This window comes from Stenotrophomonas sp. 59, from assembly GCF_030291095.1.
Classification (GTDB): Bacteria; Pseudomonadota; Gammaproteobacteria; order Xanthomonadales; family Xanthomonadaceae; genus Stenotrophomonas; species Stenotrophomonas maltophilia_Q.
The window spans coordinates 4,228,874-4,253,544 of sequence record NZ_CP127408.1; the positions used below are offsets into that span (position 1 = coordinate 4,228,874).

Here is a 24,671-nt window from a genome sequence, read left to right on the forward strand (position 1 = left end):
GTCGACCTTGGTCGACACGCACCAGGCATCAACGGTGATGCATCCACCAGCAATCAATCGCGTCCAGCACGATGTGGATGATCAAACCGATGCCGAACAACCGCGTTTTCTTCGGCACGCACAGCCCCGCGTAGACCGCGATGGCCGGGGCAGTATGCAGCGGGTGGAAACCGATGCTGCAGCGGTTGGGCGCGTAGATCGGATCGGCCAGCAGGTGGTCCAGATCGATGATCCAGCCCAGCAGCATCAGCAACCAGGCCGAGGCAAAGCGCTTGCGCCAGAACAGCCATGCCAACAGGGCTGGCACGGCGGCATGCAGGAACAGGTGGAAGATCGCGCGTGCGCTCATCGGCAACGGTGGCGCCGGGCAGGCCCGGCGCCGTCCATCAGACCAGCGGTTCGTCGGACAGGTAGGTGTAACCGGTCAGGCCGGCTTCCAGTGCTTCGGACAGCTCCTGCGCGCGTTCCGGTGACAGCTGCGCCTCGGCCACGCGCTGCGCATAGGTGGCACGCAGCTCGTCCAGGCGGTAACCCACGTAATCCAGCATCACATCGGTGGTGTCGCCACGGCGCTGCTGGGTGATGGCGTAGCCATCGGCATCGGCCAGCACTTCCACCGCGTCGGTATCGCCGAACAGGTTGTGGATGTCGCCCAGGATTTCCTGGTAGGCGCCGACCATGAAGAAACCGATGCGGTAGCTCTCACCCGGCTTCATCTGGTGCAGCGGCAGCGAGCTGTCCAGGCTCTCGTTCTCGACATAGGTTTCCACCATGCCGTCCGAGTCGCAGGTCATGTCGGCGATGATGCCGCGGCGGTCCGGGGTTTCGTCCAGGCGCTCGATCGGCACGATCGGGAACACCTGGTCGATCGCCCACACGTCCGGGATCGATTCGAACACGCTGAAGTTGACGAAGTACTTGTCGACCAGGCGTTCGTTCAGTTCGTCCAGCACCGGGCGGTGGCTCTTCTCGTCGTAGCTCAGGCGCGCACGCACACCGTGGGCGATGGCGTAGAACAGGTCGTCGATGCGCGCACGCTGCGGCAGGTCGATCTGGCCCAGCGCGTAGCTGGCCAGGCCTTCGGCATGGAAATGCTGCGCTTCCTGGAACAGTTCCACCGCCGGGCGCACGTCCAGTTCGTCGTGGATTTCGCGCAGGTGGCGGATCGCCGCCGGCTCGTCGTCGTGCTGGTCCGGCACGCGGCCTTCCTGCGCCTCTTCCACTTCCGAGACGTTGGCGATCAGCACCGCGTGGTGCGCGGTCATCGCGCGGCCGCACTCGGTCACGATGCGAGGCGGGGTCAGGCCGAACTCTTCGCAGGCATTGGCCAGCGGCTGCACGATGTTGCTGGCATAGGAATGCAGGCCGTAGTTGATCGAGCAGAAGCTGCGCGAACGGGTGCCTTCGTAGTCCACGCCCAGGCCGCCGCCCACGTCGACGTGGGTGATCTTCGCGCCCAGGCGCGACAGCTCCACGAAGTAGCGGGTGGCTTCGCGCATGCCGTTGGCGATGTCGCGCACGTTGGAGATCTGCGAACCCATGTGGAAGTGCAGCAGGTTCAGGCAGTCGGCGTACTCGGTGTCACGCAGCGACTTCCAGAGGTCCAGCAGCTGGCGCGGGGACAGGCCGAACTTGGCCTTGTCGCCACCGCTGTTCTGCCACTTGCCGGCGCCCAGCGAGGCCAGGCGCATGCGTACGCCCAGGCCCGGCTTCACGTCCAGCGCCTTGGACTCTTCCAGCACCAGCTTCAGCTCGGACGGCTTCTCGATGACGATGAAGGTCTGCAGGCCCAACTTGCGGCCGATCAGGGCCAGGCGGATGTACTCGCGGTCCTTGTAGCCGTTGCAGACGATCAGGCCGCCCGGGCGCGACAGCGCCAGCACGGCCATCAGCTCGGGCTTGCTGCCCGCTTCCAGGCCGAAGCCCTCGCCGTGGTGGCTGGCCAGGGTGCCGGCCACGCCGCGGGTCTGGTTGACCTTGATCGGGTACACGGCGGTGTAGCCGCCGCTGTACTCCCAGTCCTGCTGGGCCTGGGCGAAGGCCGCCTGCAGCTTGCCCAGGCGCTGGCCGAGGATGTCCGGGAAGCGCACCAGCAGCGGCAGCTTGGCACCGGCCGCGCGCGCAGCATCGACCACCTTGGGCAGCGACACCACCGGGCCGTCCGCCCCGGTCGGTCTCACCACCATGTGCCCGGCCTGATCCACGTCGAAGTAACCGTCCGCCCAATGCGGGATCGAGTAGGTCTTGCGGGCTTGGTCGAGGGACCAATCGGTCATTTCAGTCGGCCTTGTTGGCAATAAAAGGGGGGGCATGATAACGCCTATATGCCCACAGGTTCGTTATCATGCGCGCCCGCGCCCGTGACAGGTTTCAACCTGAACGGGCCGATCCGTCCGGATGTGGCATCTGTGCCACGCGGCCCCGCCCGCCAGCCCGGCTTCACCCCTCCGAACAGGACTGTTTTCAATGACTGACAGCAACAACTGGTACATCGAACACTTCGAGCGCACCGGCTCGGCCATCGGCTACCGCATCACCGGCAAGCTGGACGAGGTGCAGTCGCCGTTCCAGAAGATCGAGATCTTCCAGACCACCGACTGGGGCAACCTGATGACCATCGACGGGGCCATCATGCTGACCAGCAAGGACAACTTCTTCTACCACGAGATGATCAGCCACCCGGTGCTGTTCACCCACGCCGCGCCCAAGCGCGTGGTGATCATCGGTGGCGGCGACTGCGGCACCCTGCGCGAAGTGCTCAAGCACACCGGCGTGGAAAGCGTGACCCAGTGCGATATCGACGAGCAGGTCACCGTGATGGCGCGCAAGCACTTCCCGGAACTGTGCGATTCCAACGACGACGCCCGCGCCGAGCTGCTGTTCGACGACGGCGTGGCCTACATGGCCAACTGCCCGGCCGGCAGCGTGGACGTGGTGATCGTCGATTCGACCGACCCGGTCGGCCCCGGCGAAGGCCTGTTCAACAAGGCGTTCTACGAGAGCTGCTTCAAGGCCCTGAAGGACGACGGCATCCTCGTGCAGCAGTCCGAATCGCCGCTGATGCAGCTGGAGCTGATCAACGAGATGCGCGCCGAGATGGGCAAGGCCGGCTTCGGCTCGTTCAAGACCCTGCCGTTCCCGCAGCCGTGCTACCCCACCGGCTGGTGGAGCGTGACCATGGCGCGCAAGGGCGACAGCAGCTTCGACTTCCGCCAGGCCGACTCGGCCGCCAAGACCTTCAACACCCTGTACTACACCGCCGCGCTGCACACCGGCGTGCTGGTGACCCCGCCGTTCGTGCAGGCGGCATTGAAGTAAGGCGTGCCGACCAACGGTCGGCACCCACCCAATGAAAAACCCGCGCTGGCGACAGCGCGGGTTTTTTCATGTTCCGGTAGTGCCGGCCGCTGGCCGGCAACCTCATGAAGCGCCGGGAATCAAAGCGCCCAGATACCGGCAATCACCGCCACCACCAGGCCCCACTTGATGACCTGGTAGGCCACCACGCTGCGCTCGCGCAGCGCCTTGGCCTTCAGGCGCACCTTGTACAGGCCACCGAACGCCTTGTTGACGCCACCGGTCGGGTCACCCGGCAGATTCGGCGAGGCACCACCGGCCAGCAACGTGGCCGCCACCGCACGGTTGAACAGGCCCGGCAGGCCGAAACGCAGCGGGCGGGCGATGTCGCAGAACAGGATCACGCGATCCTCCTGCGTCTCGTTGTGCGCATGGTGGATGTAGGTCTCGTCGAACATCATCCACTCGCCATCGCGCCAGCTCTTCTTGATGCCGTCCACTTCGATGTAGCAGCCATCGTCGTTGGGCGTGGTCAGGCCCAGGTGCAGGCGCAGCGAACCGGCGAACGGGTCGCGGTGCGGGCGCAGCTCGCTGCCCGGCGGCAGCTGCGCGAACATCGCCGCACGCACGTCCGGAATCGATTCGATCAGCGCCACGGTCTTCGGGCACAGCGTCTTCGCCGACGGGTGCGACGGGCCGTACCACTTCAGGTAGAAGCGCTTCCAGCCACGGCGGAAGAACGAGTTGAAACCCGCATCGTTGAAGCTGCTGGAAGCAGCGATCTTCTGCGCATCGCGCAGCGCCAACGCCTCGTCGCGGATCATCTGCCAGTTCTGGCGCAGCGGTTCCAGCTGCGGGAACTCCTTGCCCGGGTCCAGGAACGGCGTGGTCGGCACCTTCGAGAACATGTACATGACCACGTTGATCGGGGCCATGAAACTGGAATGGTCCAGCAGCTGGCGCGACCAGCGCGCGCGGACCTTGCCACGGAAGTGGATGTACAGCACGCAGGCCACGAACAGCACTGCCAGTACGATCTTGATAGTCAAAGCACTTTCCTCCAGCCGCGGCCGGATCGGGAAACGGGGGCGATGCACGGCCAGGCGGCCAGCACCGGTGGGGAACGCGGCAGGGGACGGGGACGTGCCATGGAGGGGCGGCCGCCGATGTCGCGAATTAACAGCTTATGGTCGGCAGGCCGTGCGCCGGGGTCAAGTTGCCCGTGCACCTTGTTCAGGGTCGCGTTCCTGAACAGCAGGCCTAGACTGCCATGATGACTGCACGTGACACCGCCCCCTACCCTGCCCTGAGCGCCCGCTACGGGGACTTTTTCCCGGACCAGCCCGCCGCCAGGCCGCGCAGCGAATGCTTCGGCTGGGGCGGCGGCGTGCTGCAGGTGGATCGCCACGGGCCACCCGACGCAGGCGTGACCGTCGTTCTGGTGCATGGTGCCGGGGGCTACGGCCGCATGTTCGCGCCACTGGCGGCGGGGCTGGCGGCCGCCGGGCATGAAGTACTGGCGCCCGACATGCCCGGCTACGGCTTGAGCGCGGCGGCCTGGCACCAGGTCGACTACGGCGCCTGGAAGCGGGCACTGCTGGCCCTGATCGAGGCCGAATACCGGCATCGGCCCCGTCCGATCGTACTGCTGGGTGCCAGCATCGGCGGCTATCTCGCCTACCTGGTAGCCGCCGAATCAGCGTGGGTGCGGGGGCTTGTGGCCACCACCCTCGCCGACCCGCGTGACCCCGTGGTGCAGGCCGCCCTGGTTCGCCAGCCGTGGATGCGCGCCGCGCTGTGGTCGCTGCGCCCGTTGAGCCACCTGACCCGAAACCTGCGCGTACCGGTGCGTTGGTTCACCCACATGCAGCGGATGTCGCGCGATCCGGCATTGACCGCGCTGGTCTGTGCCGACCCGCTGGGTGGCGGCAACCGAGTGCCGCTGGGCCTGCTGGCCTCGCTGTTCGACACCGCCCCGGCACTGGAGCCGGAGCAGTTCCTGCGCTGCCCGGTGCTGATGGTGCATCCGGCCTGCGACGACTGGACCCCGGTGTCCATCAGCGACCGCTTCTTCCAACGCCTGGCCGCACCGAAGCAACGCGTGCTGCTGGCCAACTGCGGCCACTTCCCCATCGAACAGCCCGGCCTGGACCAGTTGCGCGACGCACTGCTGCCATTCGTCCAGCGCATCGCCACCGACGTTACGTCCAAGCCATTGACGTAGAAGAAATATCCCCTAAGTGAGACAAAATTGTCCGATTCTGCGTGACGAACTGTTCCAGCCACGGCGCCGACATTTCTCCGACAAATCGTGGAATAGCGAACTGGCGAGTACTAAAATTAACAAAACATTAGTACTTCCCCCGCACCACCGGTTCGCTTGACGCTCAGCGCCGCCCACCGGGTCGTCCGAGACCCCGACATGTACCTCCCTGCTACTCCCCCCTCCTCCTGCGGCGATGACGCCGCTGCGCCGCTGCTGCTCAAGCGTGGCGAGCGTTTCCTGGCCCCCGATGTCTACCGCACCTGCCTGGACGGGCGCGAGGCGGTCATCAAGGACTACTCCCGTTATCGCGGCACCCCGCTGTCGCCCGTCGCGCGGCTGATGGTCCGCCGCGAGGCGCGCATGCTGCAGCGCCTGGGCGGCTGGAAGCACGCCCCGGCCCTGCTCGGCACCCTCGGTGGCTTGGCGCTGGGCATGGAATTCATTCCCGGCCAGACGCTCAGCAGCGCACAGGCCGTGGGCAATGACGTGTTCGAGCAGCTGCAGCACGCGCTCAGTCGCCTGCATGCCGCCGGCATCACCCACAACGACCTGCATGGCACCAACGTGGTAGTCAGCGGCGGCGTGCCGGTACTGCTGGACTTCACCTCGGCCTGGCGCGCCCCGCGCTGGCTGCGTCGCAACCCGCTGAGCCGGCAGATGCGCCGCAGCGACATGAAGAACCTGCTGAAGATCCGCCAACGCGTGACCGGCCAAGCGCCGAGTGCCACGCAGGCCGCACTGGTGGCCGACCCGGGCTGGGTGGCGGCCGTGCGGCAGGGCTGGAAGCGGTTCTACACGTGGGCGAAGCGGCGGTAAACGCCGCGTCTTTCGGGCGGGATGGTTCGCCCGATGGGATGGGACAACCTCGTTGGGGCTGCGTGCGCCCGACGGGGATGATGCCTCGGGGGCTGCGTGCGCCCGATGGGGATGATGCCTCGGGGGCTGCGTGCGCCCGATGGGGATGATGACTCGGGGGCTGCGTGCGCCCGATGGGCATGACGACTCGGGGGCTGCGTGCGCCCGACGGGGATGATGCCTCGGGGGCTGCGTGCACCCGATGGGGATGATGACTCGGGGGCTGCGTGCGCCCGATGGGGATGATGACTCGGGGGCTGCGTGCGCCCGATGGGGATGATGACTCGGGGGCTGCGTGCGCCCGACCAGGTAGAGTCGACTGTTAGTCGACTGCTCTTCGTTCCGAAGCAGGAAAACCCCGCGCTGCGCGCGCAAGTCGACTAACAGTCGACTCTACCTCGTCGCGTCCCGGCATCTCATTCGGGTGCCCGCGGCCCCCGGCGCGCTTACAGCGCGTCCGCGTCCAACTCACCGGTGCGGATACGCACCACGCTGCCCAGGTCGTACACGAACACCTTGCCGTCGCCGATCTTGCCGGTGCCGGCCGCTTTCACGATGGCCTCGACCACCGCCTCCACCTGATCATCGGTCACCGCCACTTCCAGCTTCACCTTCGGCAGGAAATCGACCACATACTCCGCGCCACGGTACAGCTCGGTATGGCCCTTCTGGCGACCAAAGCCCTTCACCTCCGTCACCGTGATCCCGGTAACCCCACGCTCGGCCAGCGCTTCGCGCACGTCATCGAGCTTGAACGGCTTGATCACCGCCATGACCATCTTCATCGTCTATCTCCTGTCTTCCGGCGTGGAGGATAGCGCCTGAACGCGGCCCGTGCGAAGCCGCGAATGCCTGTCCGGGCAGTGGGTGCCAGCAGTATCCTTGTGCCCGATCGGCCTGCCCGCGCCGGATGCACGGGCCCAACCCCACGGAGCACCCCATGATCGACCTGAATCAAATCGATGACCTCGCCCGTCGCCTCAGCGACCTGGTGCCGCCGGGCCTGCGCGAATCGCGCGAGGAACTGCAGGCCACGTTCAAGAGCGCCCTGCAGGCCGGCCTGGCAAAGCTCGACCTTGTCACCCGCGAGGAGTTCGAAGTGCAGCGCGCGGTGTTGTTGAAGACCCGCGAGAAGCTGGATGCGCTGGAAACAGCGGTGCGCGAGCTGGAAGGCCGCAGCAAGGCAGAATGAAAAAAGGCGCATCGCGCCTCCCACTACAGAGTATTTCCCGGATGGGGCCTTGCAGCAAGGCCCTGCCGGCGCCCTAGACTCGCCGGCCTGTCGATCCGGCAGGACAGGTAGGGGCAGTGCCGATGGCACAGGACACCGAATGGACACCCGTTTCGCATGACACCTGCGACCAGGTCGCCGGGCCGTTCTATCACGGCACCCGCGCTGACCTCGCGGTGGGCGAACTGCTGAGCTCGGGCTTCCGCTCCAACTATCGCGACAATGTGGTGATGAACCACATCTACTTCACCACCATTGCCAAGGGCGCCGGGTTGGCTGCGGAGATGGCTAGAGGTGAGGGGCGGCCACGCGTGTATGTAGTGGAGCCGACCGGGCCGTTTGAAGACGACCCGAACGTGACCAACAAGAAGTTTCCGGGGAACCCGACGCGGTCGTATCGGAGTGCGCAGCCGTTGCGGGTGATTGGTGAGATTTTGGAGTGGGAGCTCTACGACGCGGAGTTCGTTCGGCAGTTGAAGGCGTTTGTTGCTTCGGGGAGTGGGGAGATCATCAATTGATGACCTACTGACGTTGGGCGTTGCGCACTTCTTCATCGGCTTCATAGATGTCCAGCCCGAGCTCAATGCCGCGCTCACCCAAGGCGAGCAGCGCGCGAGGCGAAAGCGAGACACCACCGTTGCTGCTGCCCATGAAAAGACCGCAGAACAGATCAGGCCGGAAGCGTGCCAGAGACTGCCATACGGCGAGATCGCCGGTGAGCTGATCGAGGATCTCGAAGATCTGAGCGTCCAGATCTTCAGGCTCACGACGCTCCGCATCAAGTTGCCAGCTGCCAGTCCTGGCGATACGCACGGTGCCTGATCGGCTGCCTCTGAGTTCCTGGCCCTTGTGATGCGATGCGATCGGGGTCGCCCCGAGCAAGGCACTGACTTCTTCGGGCAGGAGGTCATCCCCGAAGAATCGGAGGGTTACCAGGGAATGATCGAATGCGGCCATTGGGATCCAGTTGTTCTTCTCGGGCCTCTCTCAATACACGCGTCTCATCGACGTTAGGTCAGCTATCGGCTACGACAGGACGCCAAAGGTACAATCTACTTCTCGTCCATTCCTGAGCTCTCGTTCTCTGGAGGCCGGGTGATCACCTCGTGAAGCAAGGCGTCGAATCGTTGCCCGCGCTCGCCTCCTGACATCTCGAAATCAGTCGGCCACAGCACAACTTCACCCGGAAAAATATCATTCTCAGATTCTGGCGTAAGTCGAAGGTTTCCAATGGATGTATCCTCAGGGGACAACCGGAACGACGCGTAGGAAGCACGACTGCCGTTAACAATGTCCCATACGACGCCTTGAAAGGTCCCAGTGATACCGACCTTCCCATCGACCATGACCCTCGACCACGGAGCAAGGGCGTGTTCCGCCATGTATGCCGAACGAATCTCGCCACGATACTCGCCGTGGCCAAGGTACTCGATGTCGAACTGTATAACTCCCTCATCGGGAGGACGAGCACTGTCGCCAACGATGTTCCGCCCCATCCACGAGTTAGGATCACTTGAGAAACGCCCAACGTACTTCTGATAGCCGATCGCCGCGTTGAGCGTAGTTTCCTTTGCCGGCGCGTAGTTATCAGAGAAGGAAGCGATCTTGGCTGGCAGTTCGAGCACACCAATAAACGCGGCAGCTATCCAGCCGGAGCCCCAAAAAAACCAACGCCCCCAAGTTGGCCATCTCGACTTCTTCTGATTCGCAGGCGTACCCGCCGGCATCCTGCCGTCAGGCTCCCGTCTATTCTTTCTCTTGGGCACGTCCCCTCCAACTTCTTGATAACCACATCGGTAGCCTGAGGGGCGACATTCTAACTAATCGCTCTTAGATACTCGATCTGGTCAGCGCTTCTGCTTGAGAATCGTGTTTGCGAGGTTCGACAGTTGTGCCAGTAGGTTGCCGGTATCTTCGTCTTTCTCCCCTGGCGCGCCCATGGCATCGGAGAACAAACTCCTAGCCACCTCAGTCTTGACCTCCTCTGCTTTCTTCGGATCGAGCAAAGCAAGGTACGGCTCAATGGTTGTCAGAATATGCTGCCGACGGCGGTTGAGCACCTCGTTGTTGCGGTGCCGGCTAGATTCCTTGGCCAGATAAACCGCTGGCGCAAACAAGACAAGAGAGAAGGGCAGGCGGTACAGCGCATTTTGCCAATCAACGCTGTAACCTCCGACCACTTGGCCAACATGCCAAAGCTCCGGCAAAAACAAGACCATAGCTGCTACGACCATCAGACTGATCGCCAGCCGCCGATAGGTGTTGGCACTAGCCTTCTCCTCATTTGCATAGGAAGCGTACGCGCCTGCCTGTGAGGTGTTGACCACTGACCCAAGCACCTTGCCCGCCTGCCCTTCATAATCAGCCAGCACGACGAGTCCTGCTGCATACTTCTTTGCGAACTCAGAGAATGCCTCATCGGTCTTGGCATGCTGCGTTTCCTGCCATTTGTCGTAGCGCTCTGCGCGTGACGCCTCGGCTTGGGTGAAGGTTTGTGTGAAGGTAGACATCTGATTTTGGAGCTGGGCTTCAAGTGCGGTCATGCGCTCGATAAGCCTATCCATGGCGAGGTTCGACTCCGCCGAACGGGCGTCGACCTGTCCAACCACCTTGCCCAGGTCTTCGAGCTGGGAAGAAGCGCTGCGATGCCAGTCGGCCACGTACTTGCCAAGCGAATTTGCTGCAGCAACTACCGCGGGCGAACCAATAGAAGGCACTGTGTAAGCGTACCGCTGAACGTGGGTGGCAAGAGCATCGACCTGTCCGTTGGCATTCCGAAGGTGGGCCACATTCCTGTTACCGAGGAATGCCTGCACCTCAGACAACGCTGCTTGTGCGTGTGCCTGCATGCTGCCAAGCACTTCAAAGTTCCCCAATTCCGGGTCGACTGCTGCCAACGTGGAATCCAGTTGGGCAACGAACTTCAAGAGTCGAGCAAGTTCCTCGGCATCATTTAAGGGCACACCGTCAGGAACGGCAACGCCAGCCACCGTACTTGCAAGTGATTGCCAAGTTCCGTGGAAAGGGTGTGCAGCGTACTGATCAGTCCATCGTGACATTGCACCTTTCCTTCATGCCAGTTTTGCACCGATATTACGGCTGTATACGAGGACTGAACAGTTCCGATTTCAGTCACGCATATCGGGAAGGGCCCCCTAGGTCGAACACGGACTGAGGCACTACTGGTGGCAGGGCCGCGAGTGTCCACTTTCGGCTAGGCGCGGACATCAATCGCAAAAGCCCTACTTATCGCGGAATACCAGCGCGAGAGTCTGAGCTCCATCACGCCGGCCGGATAGGCGATGCGCGACCCTCAAGCTCGACCCTTGCCACACTACATCAAGGTGATTACCGGCTGGCGGCTTTGGTCTCTGGGGCACGTCCATGCCAGAACCAGGCATCTACTCCAGCGATTCGTCACTCCCGCCTTTCCGCCTGGATATGGATAGACGAAACACCGGAAACCAGGGAATGGCTGGACCAAGCATCCAGCTCTTCTGCAATTGAGCCACTCAAGAGCCATCCGCGGCCGGTGGATTGAGCCGAAGCCAGGGCAAGAACCACAAATTCAGGCCACGACTGAGCTGCATGACTGGAGCGGGTACTCACCATGAAGCCGCCCTTGTGATATGGCTCGACGTGGAGATTGCTGACGCCAAGACCAGCTTGTTCAAAAGTTCGCGCCGCCACCTTGAGAGCGGCCTGTTGCGATGTGCAATTGGTGAACAAACGCCAGTACAACTCCATGAGTCCACAATCCTCCCGAAGGCCCTCAGGGCGCGATTGCGCTACTTATAGCAGAAGGCGCGCGCGACCATTCCCCTCTTGCCACCCGTGGTGAGCGCCCACGGCCTGAACATTGAGAACCGCGGCATGAGCCCCGAGAAGATCACCTTGAGCCGGGGCCCGGGAATCGAGAAGTTCTCGGCTGGACCTGTCCGCTCCTGTCGTGCGCCCCCATCAATGCACAGGCCGCGTCCGCAGCGTGCTTGAACCCCTGCGCACCAGATACAGCGCAACCAGGAACGGCCACAGCGAGTTGATCGACGAGAACAGCCGCTGGGTCAGCCCCCTGAAGCCGTCCGGGTCCGCTCCCACCACGTTCAACCAGAGATAGACGATGCTCGCGATGCTCACCAACGCGGTCACGGCATACGCCCTTCGGTTGGCAGACCATGCGCTCAACTCGATGTGCGACATCGCTGGTGCAATGATGTTGGCGATACCGATGGTGTAGAAGCCATGCATCGGATGGCCCATGGGCCAGAGCCCGTTGGTCAGCATGGAGATGCCAAAGATCATCCAGCAGATCGCGCCTAGGGCAATCCGGCGGCCGGACTCCCGCCATGCCCCGATGGCAAACGCCACGAATCCCACACCGGAGCCGATAGCCGCGATCCTGCCGCAGATGCTTGCAAGCGTTGGCGCTTGCAGCAGTTCGCTGGCGTGCTGCGCAAGCGGGTTGTAGCCCGGCGCGAACACGGCGGCAACGCTGGTCCAGAAAAGGAACCACGGAAGCGGGATCAGACCCGCACAGAGAAGCAGTCGGCTGCGGCGTTGCACGTACAGTGCTCCTTGTATTGGCCTGAGCCAGTGGGGGGAATCCGTTCAAACGCTGCAGAACCTTGCTGCTGCGGGCAGGATGGTCTTGAGTGACTACAGCGGTAGTCAGATTGCGCGCGGCACTGGGTAGGTTCAATAGGCAGGAAGTCATTTAAACCATCTAGCCGGTGTCACAGCGGTTCGGTTGCATGAGCGATCACGCATGCCCGATGGGCGAGTGCTGTCGCTTTTGCCGCGCTTGGCGTCTCTGGCGGAAGAATTTGAAGACTCCATTCCAGAAGTGCCGCTGCGCCAAGCACGCCAAGGCTCTCGCCTCTTTCGGCGCTATGCGACAATGCCGAAAGCGTCTCGGGTTTTGGCGGCATTGCCCCCTACCCGTTGGCATTCCGAACAACAGCCGGTAATCGTTACTGCGCCACCGTGCATCGGTGGTCGGGACTCGAAAGCCCGTTTTGTTGGGAAGTAGTTTGCGCTTGCCAGCCGGCACCACCGCGCGTGGTGCCGGCTGGCAATCCGTCTGCCGGCTATGGCGGGCGGAGCGTGGGGGTCTTGTACCCGCCGGTTCCCAACATCCGGTTTTCGAGCCACGCCCCGTCCGCCACCTTTATCGGTGGCGGCTTCCGCCTGCTTGCACGGAGCCAGCCATGACCACGCCGCACTCCCCGCCCCCGCGCCCCATCCTGGAAGCGCCCTCGGCCGCTCCGGCCCTGGACCCCAACAGCCTCATCGCCATCCTGCACGCCATCGGCGCGGGCGCTGCGGCTGACGGCCAGCCCTGGCCCGAGCGACATCACCTGCGCAGCCGGCAGATGCAGTTATCCGACGCCGACTGCGCCCTCACCGGGCAGCGCATCGTGCAGGAGATCCTGCTGGCCGCAGAACGCACGCGCCAGAACGGCGATCCAGAGCAGTACGTGGGCGACCGGGTGATGGAGGGGTTGGTGATGGCCGACCTGGCACTTACCGCTTTCATCCACGAGCGGGTTCGGCCACAGGACTGAGGACGCGCTCGTGGGCGTGACGTTCTGCTTTTTGTGCGGGGTGACGAATGAAGAAGCATGGCCTTGCCGCTGCGATGGTGTGTGCCTCGATCATGGGGGCGGTGTGGGTGGGATGGCCCGAGCCTGCGGGCGATCAGGTGTGGGCCTACCAGAAGCTGCAACCGGCCGATTACCGCCTGCTGCACAGTGATGCGCTCGGCTTCGTGACCGCGAAGGCCCAGGAAGGCTTTGAACTGCACACGCGCTATACCGGGGTGACGTCCTTCGAGATCCGCTGCAAGGGCGTCCTGGTGCTGGACGTGGAGAACGCGCCCTCGCGCGTGCTGATCCGCATGCCTGCCGATGCCCTGCAGCGGGCGCCGGATATCGAGCGTCTGCGTATCAGCTTCGAGCGTTGGCTGTTCGTCCAGCAGAGTGAGGGACGGGTGCTGGTGGACAGTGCGGGGCCATCATGGATTGAGGCGCGGTTGAAGCGCTTCGATGGCTCGATGCCGGATAAGCAGAGGTGTCTGTTTGGGAATTGAATTACAGATCGCCGCGCTACTCAGAACCTGAGGACCGTCGCATGCATACCGCTCGCTCCGCGCCTGCGGGAAGTACTTCATCGGCGCTCCCAGCACTTGATCCTCTCAAGTGTTGGAGCCTGGGGGAACTCCGAGGCGCTTCACAATGCCCATAGCCTATTCTGGCGTAGCACAAGGCCATAGCTTGGCTCCCCTCAGCTTCGCGGACAGAATCGCCGCGACCACATCCCGCCTGATGAGAATGGCATTGGAGGACTGGTGACCTGCTCCAAGGAACTGCTCGCTTCGGAAGATGGGAAGGTCTGGAGCCTCCACTGGCGCCGGGAGGAATGCTCTCTCTGGGCCCATGTAGCGAACCTGTCCGCATTTCGGACAGCGAACTCCCACATTCTCCTCCATCCGCAATGCCACGCTCGTGTCAGCACGCAGCTGCACGATGTGATCAAGAACATGCCCCTTCGTATCCTCAACCGGCCACGTTTCAATGCGGAGCGGAGCAAGGTGTGCTTGCCAGACATCCCTATGCATGAAGATCGCATCTTCAACCCAGAACAGTTTCAGGAAGGCATTACGCCCCCACTTCAATGACTTCCGAACACGGAAAGGCGCAATTTGTGCAGCCCCGGCTCCGCACTCATCACAGTACCTGGAAGTATCATAACTCTGCGCCAGGAAGCCAAAGTCATCCTCTGGCTGAGGATACCCATTTGCATGAGTAACCAGCAGCTCACAGTAATCAGCAGCGGCAATCTCAGCGACAGAGAACTCCGTCGTCACAAGGGAAGAGCCGCCCCATCCCCTGATCAGCGAAGAAATACCTGCCCATTCCGGAGCCCCTTCTACCGAATGAACGACACCAATGATGCAATCGCCATTGAAATCAGACGGGGGATCAACAGTGGCGCCGAACTGCTCGAGCTCTAGCGCTCGCCCGGCTGTCCAGCCAAAGGTAAAACGATACTTTACCTTCATGAGGAAATTTACCTTGGAGGCCTAGTTGCTCAGAGGGAGGATGGATAAGTGACAGGATCGAGCTCGTACACCTGTAGCAATTGAAGTTTGAGCAACCAGGGGTAACGGCGTTCTTCTGGTGAAGCGCGCCGTTGATTGTCTGGCCGAAATCCTAGCCGTTTCACCGGCAATTTCCGATGGTGCCCCGCAGAACGCCTGTCGCACCATCAAACGTCCCTCTGCAGGAAACCACACATGAGCCTGGCGCTGGTCCACAGCCGCGCCCGCGCCGGGGTTGATGCCCCGCTGGTGCGGGTGGAAGTGCATCTCTCTGGCGGCCTGCCTGTCACTCAGATCGTGGGCTTGGCCGAAACCAGTGTGCGCGAATCGCGCGAGCGTGTACGGGCCGCCCTGCTCTGCGCGCGCTTCGACTTCCCGCAGCGGCGCATCACGTTGAATCTCGCGCCCGCCGACCTGCCCAAGGAGGGCGGGCGTTACGACCTGGCCATCGCATTGGGCATTCTGGCGGCCAGCGGCCAGGTCGATCCGCAATCGCTGCTGCAGTACGAATTCCTGGGCGAGCTTGGCCTGACCGGTGAGCTGCGGCCAGTGGCGGGTGCACTGCCCGCCGCAATTGCCGCCGCCGAGGCTGGGCGCATTCTGGTGGTGCCGCCGGGGAATGCCGCAGAGGCTGCGTTGGCCGAGCACGCCGATGTGCGTGTAGCGCGTACGTTGCTGGAGTGCTGCGCTGGGTTGGGGAACCCACGCCTGCTGCCGCCAGTAGAGCGTGTGGACACAACGCCGTTGCCACTGCCGGATCTGGCCGACGTGCGCGGGCAGGCGCATGCGCGGCGCGCGTTGGAGGTCGCCGCTGCGGGTGGGCATCATCTATTGCTGATCGGTAGCCCTGGCTGCGGCAAGACGCTGTTGGCCTCGCGGCTACCCAGCCTGTTGCCGGATACCGAGGAGGCAGAAGCATTGCAGCTGGCCGCGATTGCTTCGGTCAGTGGCGAAGGATTGAACCCAGGACGATGGCGGCAGCGTCCCTTCCGGGCACCGCACCACAGTGCCAGTGCGGCGGCGCTGGTCGGTGGCGGCAACCCGCCCTGCCCCGGTGAGATCTCGCTGGCCCATCACGGTGTCCTGTTCCTCGACGAGCTTCCAGAGTGGAACCGCAGCGCGCTGGAAACCCTGCGTGAGCCGCTGGAATCCGGCCACATCCGCATCGCCCGCGCGGCGCGCAGTGTGCAGTATCCCGCGCGCTTCCAGTTGGTGGCGGCCATGAATCCCTGCCCGTGCGGCTGGGCCGGTGACCGCAGCAACCGCTGCCTGTGCAGTGATGAGCGCATCAACCGCTACCGCGCACGTGTGTCCGGCCCGCTGCTGGACCGCATCGATCTGCATATCGGCGTAACGCGAATGGACGCGATTGAGCTGCGGGAGAGCACGCCGCTCGGTGAGCCCAGCGCACCGGTGCGTGAGCGGGTGGAGGCCGCCCATGCCCGACAACAGGCGCGTGGAGGGCTCAATGCGCATCTGCCGCCGGCAGCGCTGCGTGCCTGCACCAAGCTGAGCGAGGCCGATCAAGACTTGTTGGAGCAGGCCATCGAGCGACTGCAGCTATCCGCACGCGCCATGCACCGCATTCTGCGGGTGGCGCGCACGATTGCCGATCTGGCGGGTTGCGAGGTGATCCAGACGGCGCATCTGGCTGAAGCGATTGGCTATCGGCAGCTGGACCGGGGAAAGCCTTAGAAGCACCGGTTGGAGAGGGCGTTGGTAGAGTCGACTGTTAGTCGACTCGCGCGCGAAGCGCGGTTTTCTGCGGAGCGGATGAGTAGAGCAGTCGACTGACAGTCGACTCTACCAACAGCGGGCCATGGCTGCGGATGGTGCGATTTGCGAAACGGTCCAGACCGCGCATATGGCGGAGGCAATTGGCTACCGGCAGTTGGATCGAGGGAACCTATGAACCTGATTGAGAGATTCGCCATGGAGCTGTGGTCATCACGCGAAAAAATACCCCGGCCGCGTGCCCAGAGGGACAGAGACGGTACCGGGGTGTACATGACCACCGTAACCCACAGGGGCAGCGCATTGCAATCGGCATCAGTGGAGGCGTCCAGGCAGCGATGAGCCATGACAGATTCGAAGAAGCCCTTTCCCTGGAGCGCTTTGGCCGCTACCTGGATTGGGCGGGCGGCGACCGCAGCCGGGCCATCGCCCTGTATGGATGCAATACCCACGTGTCTGAAAGCCTCTACGCACCGCTACAGACCTTGGAAGTGGCACTGCGAAACCGCATCCACACCGTTCTCACCCAGGCAAAGGGCGAGGCGTGGTACGGCCGAGGCGCTGGCGCCCTGAAGGTTGCTCACCAACTCGAGCAGGTCGCCAAAGCCGTCAACGAATTGGTCAGAGCGGGAAAGGCGGTGACAGCAGGCGGTGTAGTCGCCAGTCTCACTTTTAGTTTCTGGACAACAATGTTCAATAAGGACTACGAGGCTCTTTGGCAGCAGATCCTTCATCGGATTGCGGACCCCAGTGCGCCCAAGGGACTGAAGAGGAAGAGCTTTTCGGGACCGCTGACTCGCATACGCGTGTTGCGCAACCGCATCGCCCATCACGAACCGATCCTCGGCTGGAATCTGCACAGGCACCACGATGAGATTCTGACGCTGATCGAGTGGCTGTCGCCACCGGCCGCGACATGGTGTCGTGAGAACAACCGATTTCCGCAGGCATACCCGAAGGAAGGCATCACACTGGCCTATGCGCCCGGGTCGGATGGACGCTGACTGCGCGTGCTCTCCTACAGCCGTGCGCGAAGAGCAGTCGACTGACAGTCGACTCTACCAACGTCTACAGCGGTCGACTGACAGTCGACCCCACCAAGGGCGGCATTACGCCGCTGTCCCCATCCGCCCACGCCTGGCCAGCAACGCCACCCGACGGCTGACCAGCGCGTGCAGCTCCGCCAGCTCCGACGCCCGGTCAGCCGTCATGTTCCCGCCAAACAGCACCCGCGACAACGCCGCCTCGTCGCTGTCGTCCGGGTGCTGCCACCGGTCCCGGTACACCTTCTGGCACACCAGCCAGGCCAGTCGCAGCCCCCCACCGGGCAACGGACGGACCACGCGCTCGTATACGTGCCAGAACTGGTACTCGGCCTGCAGGTCGATCACAGGCGTCACGGACGGCGCCTGCCGGGGCCATCCTGGGCCCCGGATGTCGAACAACGGTGATCGCGGGTTGTACTGAGCCATGCGTACAGGATGACCCAGCAACATTGTGGGAACCTTGCGTCGCTGCCAGAAAACCCCTGTTGATTGCCCAAGGCGGGTTTCTTGGCGGGTTTGGGTCAACTATCCACGCATGGCGTGGATCTACCTAGAAGGTTAGCGACGTGCTGAACATCAACTGCCGGGGCGCGCTGCGCTGCAGGGTCTGGTAATCCCCCGAGAACGACGAGCCGGCGATGGTGGCGGTGCCGATGTTGTGGCGGTTGAACAGGTTGCTCACATCCAGCCTCAGCTCCAGCCCGGGCACGGCACTGTCCGCACCGAACCGATACGCCGCATAGGTATTGACCTGCCAGAACGTGGGCACGCGGATGTCGTTCTCGTAGGTGAAGGGCTGGCGCAGGTAGGAGGTGCTGGTGGCACCAAAGCGCCAGTCGCCAAAGTGGGCGGACAGGTCGCTTACCAGCGAGATCTGTGGGTAGCCCGGCTGGGCATTGCCCTTGATCGGGTACACCGTGTCGCCCACCACGAAATCGCTGTCGTAGTACGAACGGGCCACGGCCACGCCCTGGTAGAACTGCAGATGGTCGGTCAGGTCGGCGGTGATGCCGAGGTCAGCACCGATCACATGCATCTTCGGCATCAGCCGCACGGTGTTGATCTGCGCGAACTGGGTGCCGATGGCGGCCGACAGCAGGCGGTTACGGATGTCGTTGTAGAACACGTCGCCGGTGATCGTCAGCCGGTCGAAGCGATGCGATGCGCCCAAGGTCAGGTTCCAGTTCTTCTCCGGGCGCAGCGTGCCGGCCACGCGGTCGAACTCTTCCTGATCGGTGATGGTCCACGCCGAGGCGGTGTAGCCGATGTTGCCGCGCTGGGCCACGCGGTAGCCGTTCATGGTGTTGGCCAGGTCGATGAAGACGTCGGTGGATTCGGTGGGGCTCCAGAACAGCGAGACGTGCGGCAGGAAGTTGCTCTTGGCGCGCAGCGTGCCGTTCACCGGACGATCCTCGGCATCGCCAAGGCCGCCACCACTGGTACGGAAATCCACGGCTTTGAAGCCGACGCCCAGCTTCAGCGTGTCGTTCAGCACGATGTCGTCCTGCAGGTAGAACTGGCGCGAGCGGGTAACCCAGCTCGACGCGTTGTCGGTCTTGAACGCGGGACCATACACATCGAATGGACCGGTGGCCTTCAGCGGCGGGCCCTCGCCCAGCAGTGGCTGCTGGTACCACTCGGTCTTGGCCGCAGCCTTGCTCTTCTCCTGCCAGAAACCGGCAGTGAAGGTGTGCGCGCCGGTCTCGAACTGCAGGTTGACCATGCCCCCCAGGCGGTTGAGGCGTGGCGTCTGCACCTGTTCGGAGAACGGCGCACCGTTGGGCGATGGCACGGTCGGGTCGGTCAGCGTGGCCTGCGTGTGGCTGTTGGCGTTGTACAGCTGCACGTTGCCGCTCAGCGCCGGTGTGATCTGGAAGCGATGATTGATCGAGGACACGCGGTCGCGGGTGATCTGGCCGGTGTCGTACGGAATCAGTTCGGACAGCTCACCGCAGGTGTAGGCGCCGCAGGACTTGTCCGCGTTCTCCGGCGAAGCCACGTACCAGGCCCAGGCGTAGTCCGGATAGAAGATGTCGGCCTTCCAGCCCAGCTTGCGGATCATGTCGAAGGAGATGTTGTTGTAGCCCCACACCTTGGCCTTGCTGTCGGACAGGAACACGGTGAAGTCGCCCCAGGCCACGTCCTGCTGCAGCTTCAGGTCGCCGCGCAGGAAGTTCTGCGTGCCTTCGCCCTGGTACTTGTCGGCCGATACACGCTGCAGGTCGACCAGTACTCTCGGGCCGTGCTCGCCAAGCTGGCCGCTCTGGCCGGACACAGTGGTGACCAGCGTGCTGTTGCTGCCCACGCCCTGCTTCACGCGCAGGCCGGGCGTGTCCTGCAGGTCGCGCAGACGGTATTCCAGGCTGCCACCGTTGACGCTGCTGGAGAACAAGCTGACCGGTGCAGCACCGGGGCTGACCGTGATCGCGCCGATGCCGTCGGGCACACCGACATTCACCACGCTGGTGCCGGTGAGCGAGAGGAAGCCGTTGTCGTTAAGCGGCACGCCCTCGAAGGTGATGCCCATTTCGTTCATGCGGAAGCCACGCACGAACAGGCTGGTGGCCGAGATATCCAGGCCCAGCCCGTCGGTGGCGGTGTAGCTGGCACCCGGCACCTGCTTGAGCATGGCCAGGCCGTTGTTGCCGGTGACCATTGCGTCGAGGTCTTCGGCCTTGATGATGTAGCGGTTCGGGCCAACCACCTGGGTCGGTGCAACGGCGGCGCCGCGCGGCGTGGCGATCACCTGCAGGGCGTTGAGTGTGGTGGGCGTGTCGTGTGTGGTCTCGGCCGAGTCGGAGGCATACGCAGGGGCGGCAATGGCGGCGAGGATCGCCAGGGCGAGGCGCGTCGTGGGCGGGGTGTTCATGAGCAGATCCAGGGTGCAGGGGGAGAGCGGCGCAGGCGCACGCCCAGCGCGATGCAGCGCCGGTGTGGGCGCCCTGGCTGGCGATGCGATTGCGTTGAGGGGATGACCGCGCGGTGCGCGCCGGTCAGTGGCAGACGAGGACGATCATCTGCCGTGGGATTCGATGGCGTGATTTCGACGTGCGAAAGTCTTGCATCGGTTTGCCGCATTCGCCATCGCGCCGTGGTACAGCGCCGATGGCGATGGGGATGTATGGGCTATACGCAGGTATAGATCCTGGTCGGCGCTTGACGTTTGCGTGTGCCAACCAAGGTTGGCACCTACCGGGGTCTGCGAGGCATGGTAGAGGCCGACCTTGGTCGGCGCTTACGGTCTGCGTGTGCCAACCAAGGTTGGCACCTACCGGGGCCTGCGAAGCATGGTAGAGGCCGACCTTGGTCGGCGCTTACGGTCTGCGTGTGCCAACCAAGGTTGGCACCTACCGGGGCCTGCGAAGCATGGTAGAGGCCGACCTTGGTCGGCGCTTACGGTCTGCGTGTGCCAACCAAGGTTGGCACCTACCAGAGCATGGAGACCCGGGGTTACTGCAGAACGAAGCGCTCAATCGCGCGCGCCACGCCTTCATCGGCGTTGCTGGTGGTTTCAAATCGCGCCACCGCCTTCACCGCATCGATGGCATTGTCCATTGCTACGCTGGTGCCGGCGTACTGCAGCATGGTCAGATCGTTCTCCTGGTCGCCGATGGCCATCACGTTGGCGCGGTCGATGCCCAGGTGCTCGGCCAGCTTCTGCAGGCTCGGGCCCTTGCCAGCACGGCGGTCGAACACTTCCAGGAAGAACGGTGCACTCTTCAGCACCGCGAAGCGCTCGGTCAGCGCGCTGGGCAGGCGCGCGATGGCGGCGTCCAGCACCTCGGGCTCGTCGATCATCATCAGCTTGATGAAGGACATCGACCGATCCATGTCGGCCACGCGGCGATACGACAGCGGCATCCGCGAAAGATGCGAGTCGGCCACGGTGTAGTAACTGATGTCCTGGTTCGGTGTGTAGATGCGCTGGCTGTCCAGCGCCTGGAAATGAATACCCAGTTCGCGCGCCACCTGCTCGCAGAACAGGAAGTCGGCGAAGCTGAGCGGATACTCGACCACGGTTTCACGGGTGCCGATGCGCTGCACCAGGCCGCCGTTGCAGGCGATGCAGTAGTCGTCGTCGCCGGTGATGCCCAGCTCGTGCAGGAACGGTGCCAGGCCCGGAACCGGGCGGCCACTGGTCAGCACGATGTGCACGCCCAGCGCGCGCGCCTGGGCGATCGCCTGTTTGGCCCGGGCGGTGAGCCGATGGGCTGGGTCCAGCAGGGTGCCATCCATGTCGATGGCGACCAGTTCGATGGTCGATTGCCTGCGGCCCATGTCCATTGCGTTCAACTCGTGCGGGGCACGCCAGTTTACCCCCTCATGCCCGGTTCACCTCTTTGCCCACGCTGGCCGGGATACTTCAGGAGCCTGTGCGTCCCCCACCGCAGGACGGCCCACTGACCGCCCTTCCCTGGAGAACCTTGCGACGCATGACCTACCGTGCCCCCGAAACCAACGACAGCGCCCCCCTGGCCAAGCAGATCGAGCAGATGATCGACGAGCTGCCCGGCGAACAGGTCAGCGTCGGTACCCTGCTCAGCGCGCTGGGCGATGAAGGCCTGCTGCTGATCGTGATCCTGCTCTCGGCCATCTTCATCATTCCCGTATCGATTCCCGGGCTGAGCACCGTGTTCGGCGCCTCGATCCTGCTGATCGGCCTGAGCCGGGTACGCAACCGCCCGCTGTGGGTGCCGCAGAAACTGGCGCGCCGCGAGATCGCCACCGACAAGCTGAAGGCCAACCTTGGCCGTGCACTGAAGTGGGTGCACCGCATGGAGCGGCTGTCGCAGCCGATGCGGCTGGCGGTGATGGTGCGTTCGAAGAAGATGATGCGCCTGAACAACCTGGCGCTGGTCGTGGCCACCCTGCTGCTGATGGCGCCGGCCGGGCCGATTCCCTTCAGCAACACGCTGCCCGCACTGGCGCTGATGTCCTTTGCGATCGGTTTCATCCAGCGCGATGGCGCAGCGGTGGCGGCCGGTTACGCCTTCGTGGTGGCCACGATGGTGTATTTCGGCGTGCTGCTGGGTGGCGTCGGGTTTGCCGCCGAGTCGGTGTTCAGCGGGTTCCGCACACGCTGAACCCGGCGGTTGGGCCGACAGGGTAGAGTCGACTGGTAGAGTCGACTGTTAGTCGACTGCTCTCCGCTGCTCACCGGGAAGCACGCGCTGCGCGCGTGAGTCGACTGACAGTCGACTCTACCGGTTGTCCTGCGGCTCTTCGCTGCTCACCCGGAAGCACGCGCTACGCGCGCGAGTCGACTGACAGTCGACTCTACCGGTTGTCCTTCGGTCACGGCTCAACGCTAGACAGCTACTTCGCCGATACCCGCCACACCACGTCGCCCACGTCGTCGGCCACCAGCAGTGCACCTTCGGCGTCCATCGCCATGCCCACCGGCGCGCCCATCAGGGTCTTCTCGTCCTTCGAGGCGAAGCCGCTGACCACGGTCTGCGGCCGTCCGGTCGGCTTGCCGTCCTTGAACGCTACGTAGACCACTTCATAGCCGCTCAGCGGCGAACGATCCCAGCTGCCGTGTTCGCCGATGAAGGCACCGCCGTGGTACTCCGGAGGCAGCGCCTGGCCGGTGTAGAACAGCAGCCCCAGCGGTGCCACGTGCGAGCCGATGGCGTAGTCCGGCACGATCGCCTTGGCCACCAGATCGGGCCGCTGCGGCTGCACGCGCTCGTCCACGTGCTGGCCGTAGTAACTGTAGGGCCAGCCATAGAAGCCATCTTCCTTCACCGAGGTCAGGTAGTCCGGCACCAGATCGGCACCGATCTCGTCGCGCTCGTTCGCCACCGCCCACAGCTTGCCGGTGCTCGGCTCCCAGTCCAGGCCGGTGGGATTGCGGATGCCCGACGCGTAGATGCGGCTGCCACGCGTGGCCACGTCCACTTCCAGCACCACCGCGCGGCGGTACTCGACCGCCAGGCCGTTCTCGGTGATGTTGCTGTTGGAACCCACCCCCACGTACAGCTTGGTGCCATCGCGGCTGGCCAGCAGTTCCTTGGTCCAGTGGTGGTTGATGGTGCTGGGCAGGTCGGTGAACTCGCGGCCCTTGTCGGACATGCGGGTTTCGCCGGGCACGTAGTGGTACTGCAGGATGTTGCCGGTGTTGGCCACGTACAACGTGTCACCGATCAACTGGATGCCGAACGGCGAATGCAGGCCCTCGATGTAGACGTGCTGGGTCCAGGTGTTCGTTCCCGGCGTGCGGCGCAGCAGGGTGACCCGGTTGCCGCCCTTGCCGGCCTTGCCCGAACGCGCCTTAACCTTGCCGGCGATCCACTGCTTGGGCGTAGTGACCGGCTCTTCGCCAGGGCCATTGCCTTCCACCACCAGCACATCGCCGTTGGGCAGGGTCAGCAGGCGCCGCGGATGCAGCAGGTTGGCGGCGATGCGCTCGATTTTCAGGCCCTCGGCCACCGTGGGTGACTGTCCGTCGGCCCAGCCCACGCCGCGCGGCACCTGCATCGGCGGCATCAGGAAGTTCTTCGGTGCCGGCAGCGGTGGCTTCGCACCGGACTGATCGGCGGGGTGGTATTCGGCCTTGCCCGCGCAGGCCGACAGGGTGACGACCAGTGCCAGCGCGCCCATGGTGGGCAGGATGTGCTTAGCCATGACGACCTCCCTGCAGCACCGGCGGCTGCAGTGACAGCAGGACCAGGCCCAGGGCGATCAGGCCCACGGTCAGCGCCGACAGGATCGTGCCCGGCACTGCAACGGCGTACGCATCGCGGCTGTGCACGAAAGCGTTCCAGATCGCCAGCACCACCGCGACCAGGTTGAGGAAGAAGTCGATGCGGTCGATGCGGGTGGCGGTGCCATTGCGGCGCCAGACCGCGAACAGGTTGATCAGCCGCGGCAGGACGGCGATCAGCAGGCCGAAGGTGATCAGCCAGGCAGCAGCCTTGCCCCACATCACCTCGGCGCTGTTGAGGTAGATCGCGTCGAAGATCAGTGCGCCGACGAAGAAGCCGAAGGGTATCGGGTTCAACAGGCTGAACAGCGTGGTGCCGAGGCCGCGGTGGGCCTGGGCCAGGGGATTGACCATCGTCCTGCTCCGATGCGGAAGGGTGCATGGGCTGTAGTAGCACAGCCGCATGTGAAGTCGCGCGATGATGCCCCGGCTGGGCT

General features: G+C 63.8%; 25 protein-coding genes. 10 read left to right on the plus strand and 15 right to left on the minus strand.

What is annotated here, in order from left to right; translation table 11 throughout:
* Positions 1–28: 28 nt before the first annotated feature.
* Together QP552_RS19415 and speA are read right to left on the minus strand one after the other, a co-directional pair.
* Entirely contained in the window at positions 29–349 is a 321-nt protein-coding gene (locus tag QP552_RS19415) for a DUF6122 family protein (protein WP_005411369.1), read from the minus strand.
* A gap of 37 nt (positions 350–386) precedes the next feature.
* Positions 387–2,276, minus strand: a complete 1,890-nt coding sequence (speA, locus tag QP552_RS19420) for an arginine decarboxylase (protein ID WP_106550827.1) — start codon at positions 2,274–2,276, stop codon at positions 387–389.
* A gap of 190 nt (positions 2,277–2,466) precedes the next feature.
* Here speA and speE point away from each other — a divergent pair, with 190 nt between their 5' ends.
* Entirely contained in the window at positions 2,467–3,318 is an 852-nt protein-coding gene (speE, locus tag QP552_RS19425; RefSeq protein ID WP_005414731.1) for a polyamine aminopropyltransferase, read from the plus strand.
* Between the two features lie 119 nt (positions 3,319–3,437).
* Here the strand turns inward: speE and QP552_RS19430 are convergent, their stop codons facing one another.
* The gene (locus QP552_RS19430) at positions 3,438–4,346 is read right to left on the minus strand and encodes an aspartyl/asparaginyl beta-hydroxylase domain-containing protein (RefSeq protein WP_111111473.1); all 909 of its coding nucleotides are present in this window, start codon (positions 4,344–4,346) and stop codon (positions 3,438–3,440) included.
* A gap of 224 nt (positions 4,347–4,570) precedes the next feature.
* On the opposite strand from QP552_RS19430, the gene QP552_RS19435 reads away from it, so the two are divergent.
* Together QP552_RS19435 and QP552_RS19440 are read left to right on the plus strand one after the other, a co-directional pair.
* Positions 4,571–5,521, plus strand: a complete 951-nt coding sequence (locus tag QP552_RS19435) for an alpha/beta hydrolase (RefSeq protein WP_286074409.1) — start codon at positions 4,571–4,573, stop codon at positions 5,519–5,521.
* A 198-nt stretch (positions 5,522–5,719) separates the two neighbouring features.
* A complete protein-coding gene (locus QP552_RS19440; protein ID WP_286074410.1) occupies positions 5,720–6,379 on the plus strand; it encodes an RIO1 family regulatory kinase/ATPase in 660 nt (219 codons plus the stop codon).
* Between the two features lie 485 nt (positions 6,380–6,864).
* On the opposite strand, the gene QP552_RS19445 is transcribed toward QP552_RS19440, so the two are convergent.
* Positions 6,865–7,203, minus strand: coding sequence for a P-II family nitrogen regulator (locus QP552_RS19445; RefSeq protein WP_005411374.1), 339 nt, complete (start codon positions 7,201–7,203; stop codon positions 6,865–6,867).
* Positions 7,204–7,358: 155 nt separating this feature from the next.
* Here QP552_RS19445 and QP552_RS19450 point away from each other — a divergent pair, with 155 nt between their 5' ends.
* Entirely contained in the window at positions 7,359–7,610 is a 252-nt protein-coding gene (locus tag QP552_RS19450) for an accessory factor UbiK family protein (RefSeq protein WP_089237467.1), read from the plus strand.
* Positions 7,611–7,732: 122 nt separating this feature from the next.
* Positions 7,733–8,167, plus strand: a complete 435-nt coding sequence (arr, locus tag QP552_RS19455; RefSeq protein ID WP_286074411.1) for an NAD(+)--rifampin ADP-ribosyltransferase — start codon at positions 7,733–7,735, stop codon at positions 8,165–8,167.
* Between the two features lie 4 nt (positions 8,168–8,171).
* On the opposite strand, the gene QP552_RS19460 is transcribed toward arr, so the two are convergent.
* The 5 genes from QP552_RS19460 to QP552_RS19480 all read right to left on the minus strand — a co-directional run bounded on the left by QP552_RS19460 (position 8,172) and on the right by QP552_RS19480 (position 12,212).
* A complete protein-coding gene (locus tag QP552_RS19460) occupies positions 8,172–8,606 on the minus strand; it encodes a DUF4279 domain-containing protein (RefSeq protein WP_286074412.1) in 435 nt (144 codons plus the stop codon).
* A gap of 95 nt (positions 8,607–8,701) precedes the next feature.
* A complete protein-coding gene (locus tag QP552_RS19465) occupies positions 8,702–9,415 on the minus strand; it encodes a hypothetical protein (RefSeq protein WP_286074413.1) in 714 nt (237 codons plus the stop codon).
* A gap of 81 nt (positions 9,416–9,496) precedes the next feature.
* Positions 9,497–10,708, minus strand: a complete 1,212-nt coding sequence (locus QP552_RS19470; protein WP_286074414.1) for a hypothetical protein — start codon at positions 10,706–10,708, stop codon at positions 9,497–9,499.
* Between the two features lie 358 nt (positions 10,709–11,066).
* Positions 11,067–11,396, minus strand: coding sequence for a hypothetical protein (locus QP552_RS19475; protein ID WP_286074415.1), 330 nt, complete (start codon positions 11,394–11,396; stop codon positions 11,067–11,069).
* Positions 11,397–11,609: 213 nt separating this feature from the next.
* Positions 11,610–12,212: a DUF998 domain-containing protein gene (locus tag QP552_RS19480; protein WP_286074416.1), complete on the minus strand. Its 603-nt coding sequence runs from the start codon at positions 12,210–12,212 to the stop codon at positions 11,610–11,612.
* Between the two features lie 644 nt (positions 12,213–12,856).
* On the opposite strand from QP552_RS19480, the gene QP552_RS19485 reads away from it, so the two are divergent.
* The gene (locus QP552_RS19485) at positions 12,857–13,213 is read left to right on the plus strand and encodes a hypothetical protein (protein WP_286074417.1); all 357 of its coding nucleotides are present in this window, start codon (positions 12,857–12,859) and stop codon (positions 13,211–13,213) included.
* 47 nt (positions 13,214–13,260) lie between these two features.
* Entirely contained in the window at positions 13,261–13,737 is a 477-nt protein-coding gene (locus QP552_RS19490; RefSeq protein WP_111113872.1) for a cold-shock protein, read from the plus strand.
* 156 nt (positions 13,738–13,893) lie between these two features.
* Here the strand turns inward: QP552_RS19490 and QP552_RS19495 are convergent, their stop codons facing one another.
* Positions 13,894–14,709 (minus strand): hypothetical protein, encoded by an 816-nt coding sequence (locus tag QP552_RS19495; RefSeq protein ID WP_111113873.1) that lies wholly within the window; start codon positions 14,707–14,709, stop codon positions 13,894–13,896.
* 234 nt (positions 14,710–14,943) lie between these two features.
* Between QP552_RS19495 and QP552_RS19500 the strand changes: the two genes are divergently transcribed.
* Together QP552_RS19500 and QP552_RS19505 are read left to right on the plus strand one after the other, a co-directional pair.
* Positions 14,944–16,443 (plus strand): YifB family Mg chelatase-like AAA ATPase, encoded by a 1,500-nt coding sequence (locus tag QP552_RS19500; RefSeq protein ID WP_286074418.1) that lies wholly within the window; start codon positions 14,944–14,946, stop codon positions 16,441–16,443.
* Between the two features lie 377 nt (positions 16,444–16,820).
* Positions 16,821–17,486 carry an Abi family protein gene (locus QP552_RS19505; RefSeq protein ID WP_106550815.1) on the plus strand — a complete coding sequence of 222 codons (666 nt, stop codon included), beginning with the start codon at positions 16,821–16,823 and terminating at the stop codon, positions 17,484–17,486.
* 105 nt (positions 17,487–17,591) lie between these two features.
* Here the strand turns inward: QP552_RS19505 and QP552_RS19510 are convergent, their stop codons facing one another.
* From QP552_RS19510 to yidA, 3 genes are all read right to left on the minus strand, one after another.
* Positions 17,592–17,978, minus strand: a complete 387-nt coding sequence (locus tag QP552_RS19510) for a hypothetical protein (RefSeq protein WP_345782968.1) — start codon at positions 17,976–17,978, stop codon at positions 17,592–17,594.
* Positions 17,979–18,078: 100 nt separating this feature from the next.
* On the minus strand, positions 18,079–20,397 hold the full coding sequence (locus tag QP552_RS19515; protein ID WP_286074419.1) for a TonB-dependent receptor: 2,319 nt from the start codon (positions 20,395–20,397) through the stop codon (positions 18,079–18,081).
* A 581-nt stretch (positions 20,398–20,978) separates the two neighbouring features.
* Entirely contained in the window at positions 20,979–21,812 is an 834-nt protein-coding gene (gene yidA, locus QP552_RS19520; protein ID WP_286074420.1) for a sugar-phosphatase, read from the minus strand.
* Between the two features lie 149 nt (positions 21,813–21,961).
* Between yidA and QP552_RS19525 the strand changes: the two genes are divergently transcribed.
* Complete coding sequence (locus tag QP552_RS19525; RefSeq protein WP_286074422.1) at positions 21,962–22,612, plus strand: exopolysaccharide biosynthesis protein; 651 nt, start codon at positions 21,962–21,964, stop codon at positions 22,610–22,612.
* A 232-nt stretch (positions 22,613–22,844) separates the two neighbouring features.
* On the opposite strand, the gene QP552_RS19530 is transcribed toward QP552_RS19525, so the two are convergent.
* Positions 22,845–24,155 carry a sorbosone dehydrogenase family protein gene (locus QP552_RS19530; RefSeq protein ID WP_286074423.1) on the minus strand — a complete coding sequence of 437 codons (1,311 nt, stop codon included), beginning with the start codon at positions 24,153–24,155 and terminating at the stop codon, positions 22,845–22,847.
* On the minus strand, positions 24,148–24,588 hold the full coding sequence (locus tag QP552_RS19535) for a DUF2231 domain-containing protein (RefSeq protein WP_286074424.1): 441 nt from the start codon (positions 24,586–24,588) through the stop codon (positions 24,148–24,150). The genes QP552_RS19530 and QP552_RS19535 overlap by 8 nt, the downstream gene beginning before the upstream one ends.
* Positions 24,589–24,671 lie beyond the last annotated feature (83 nt).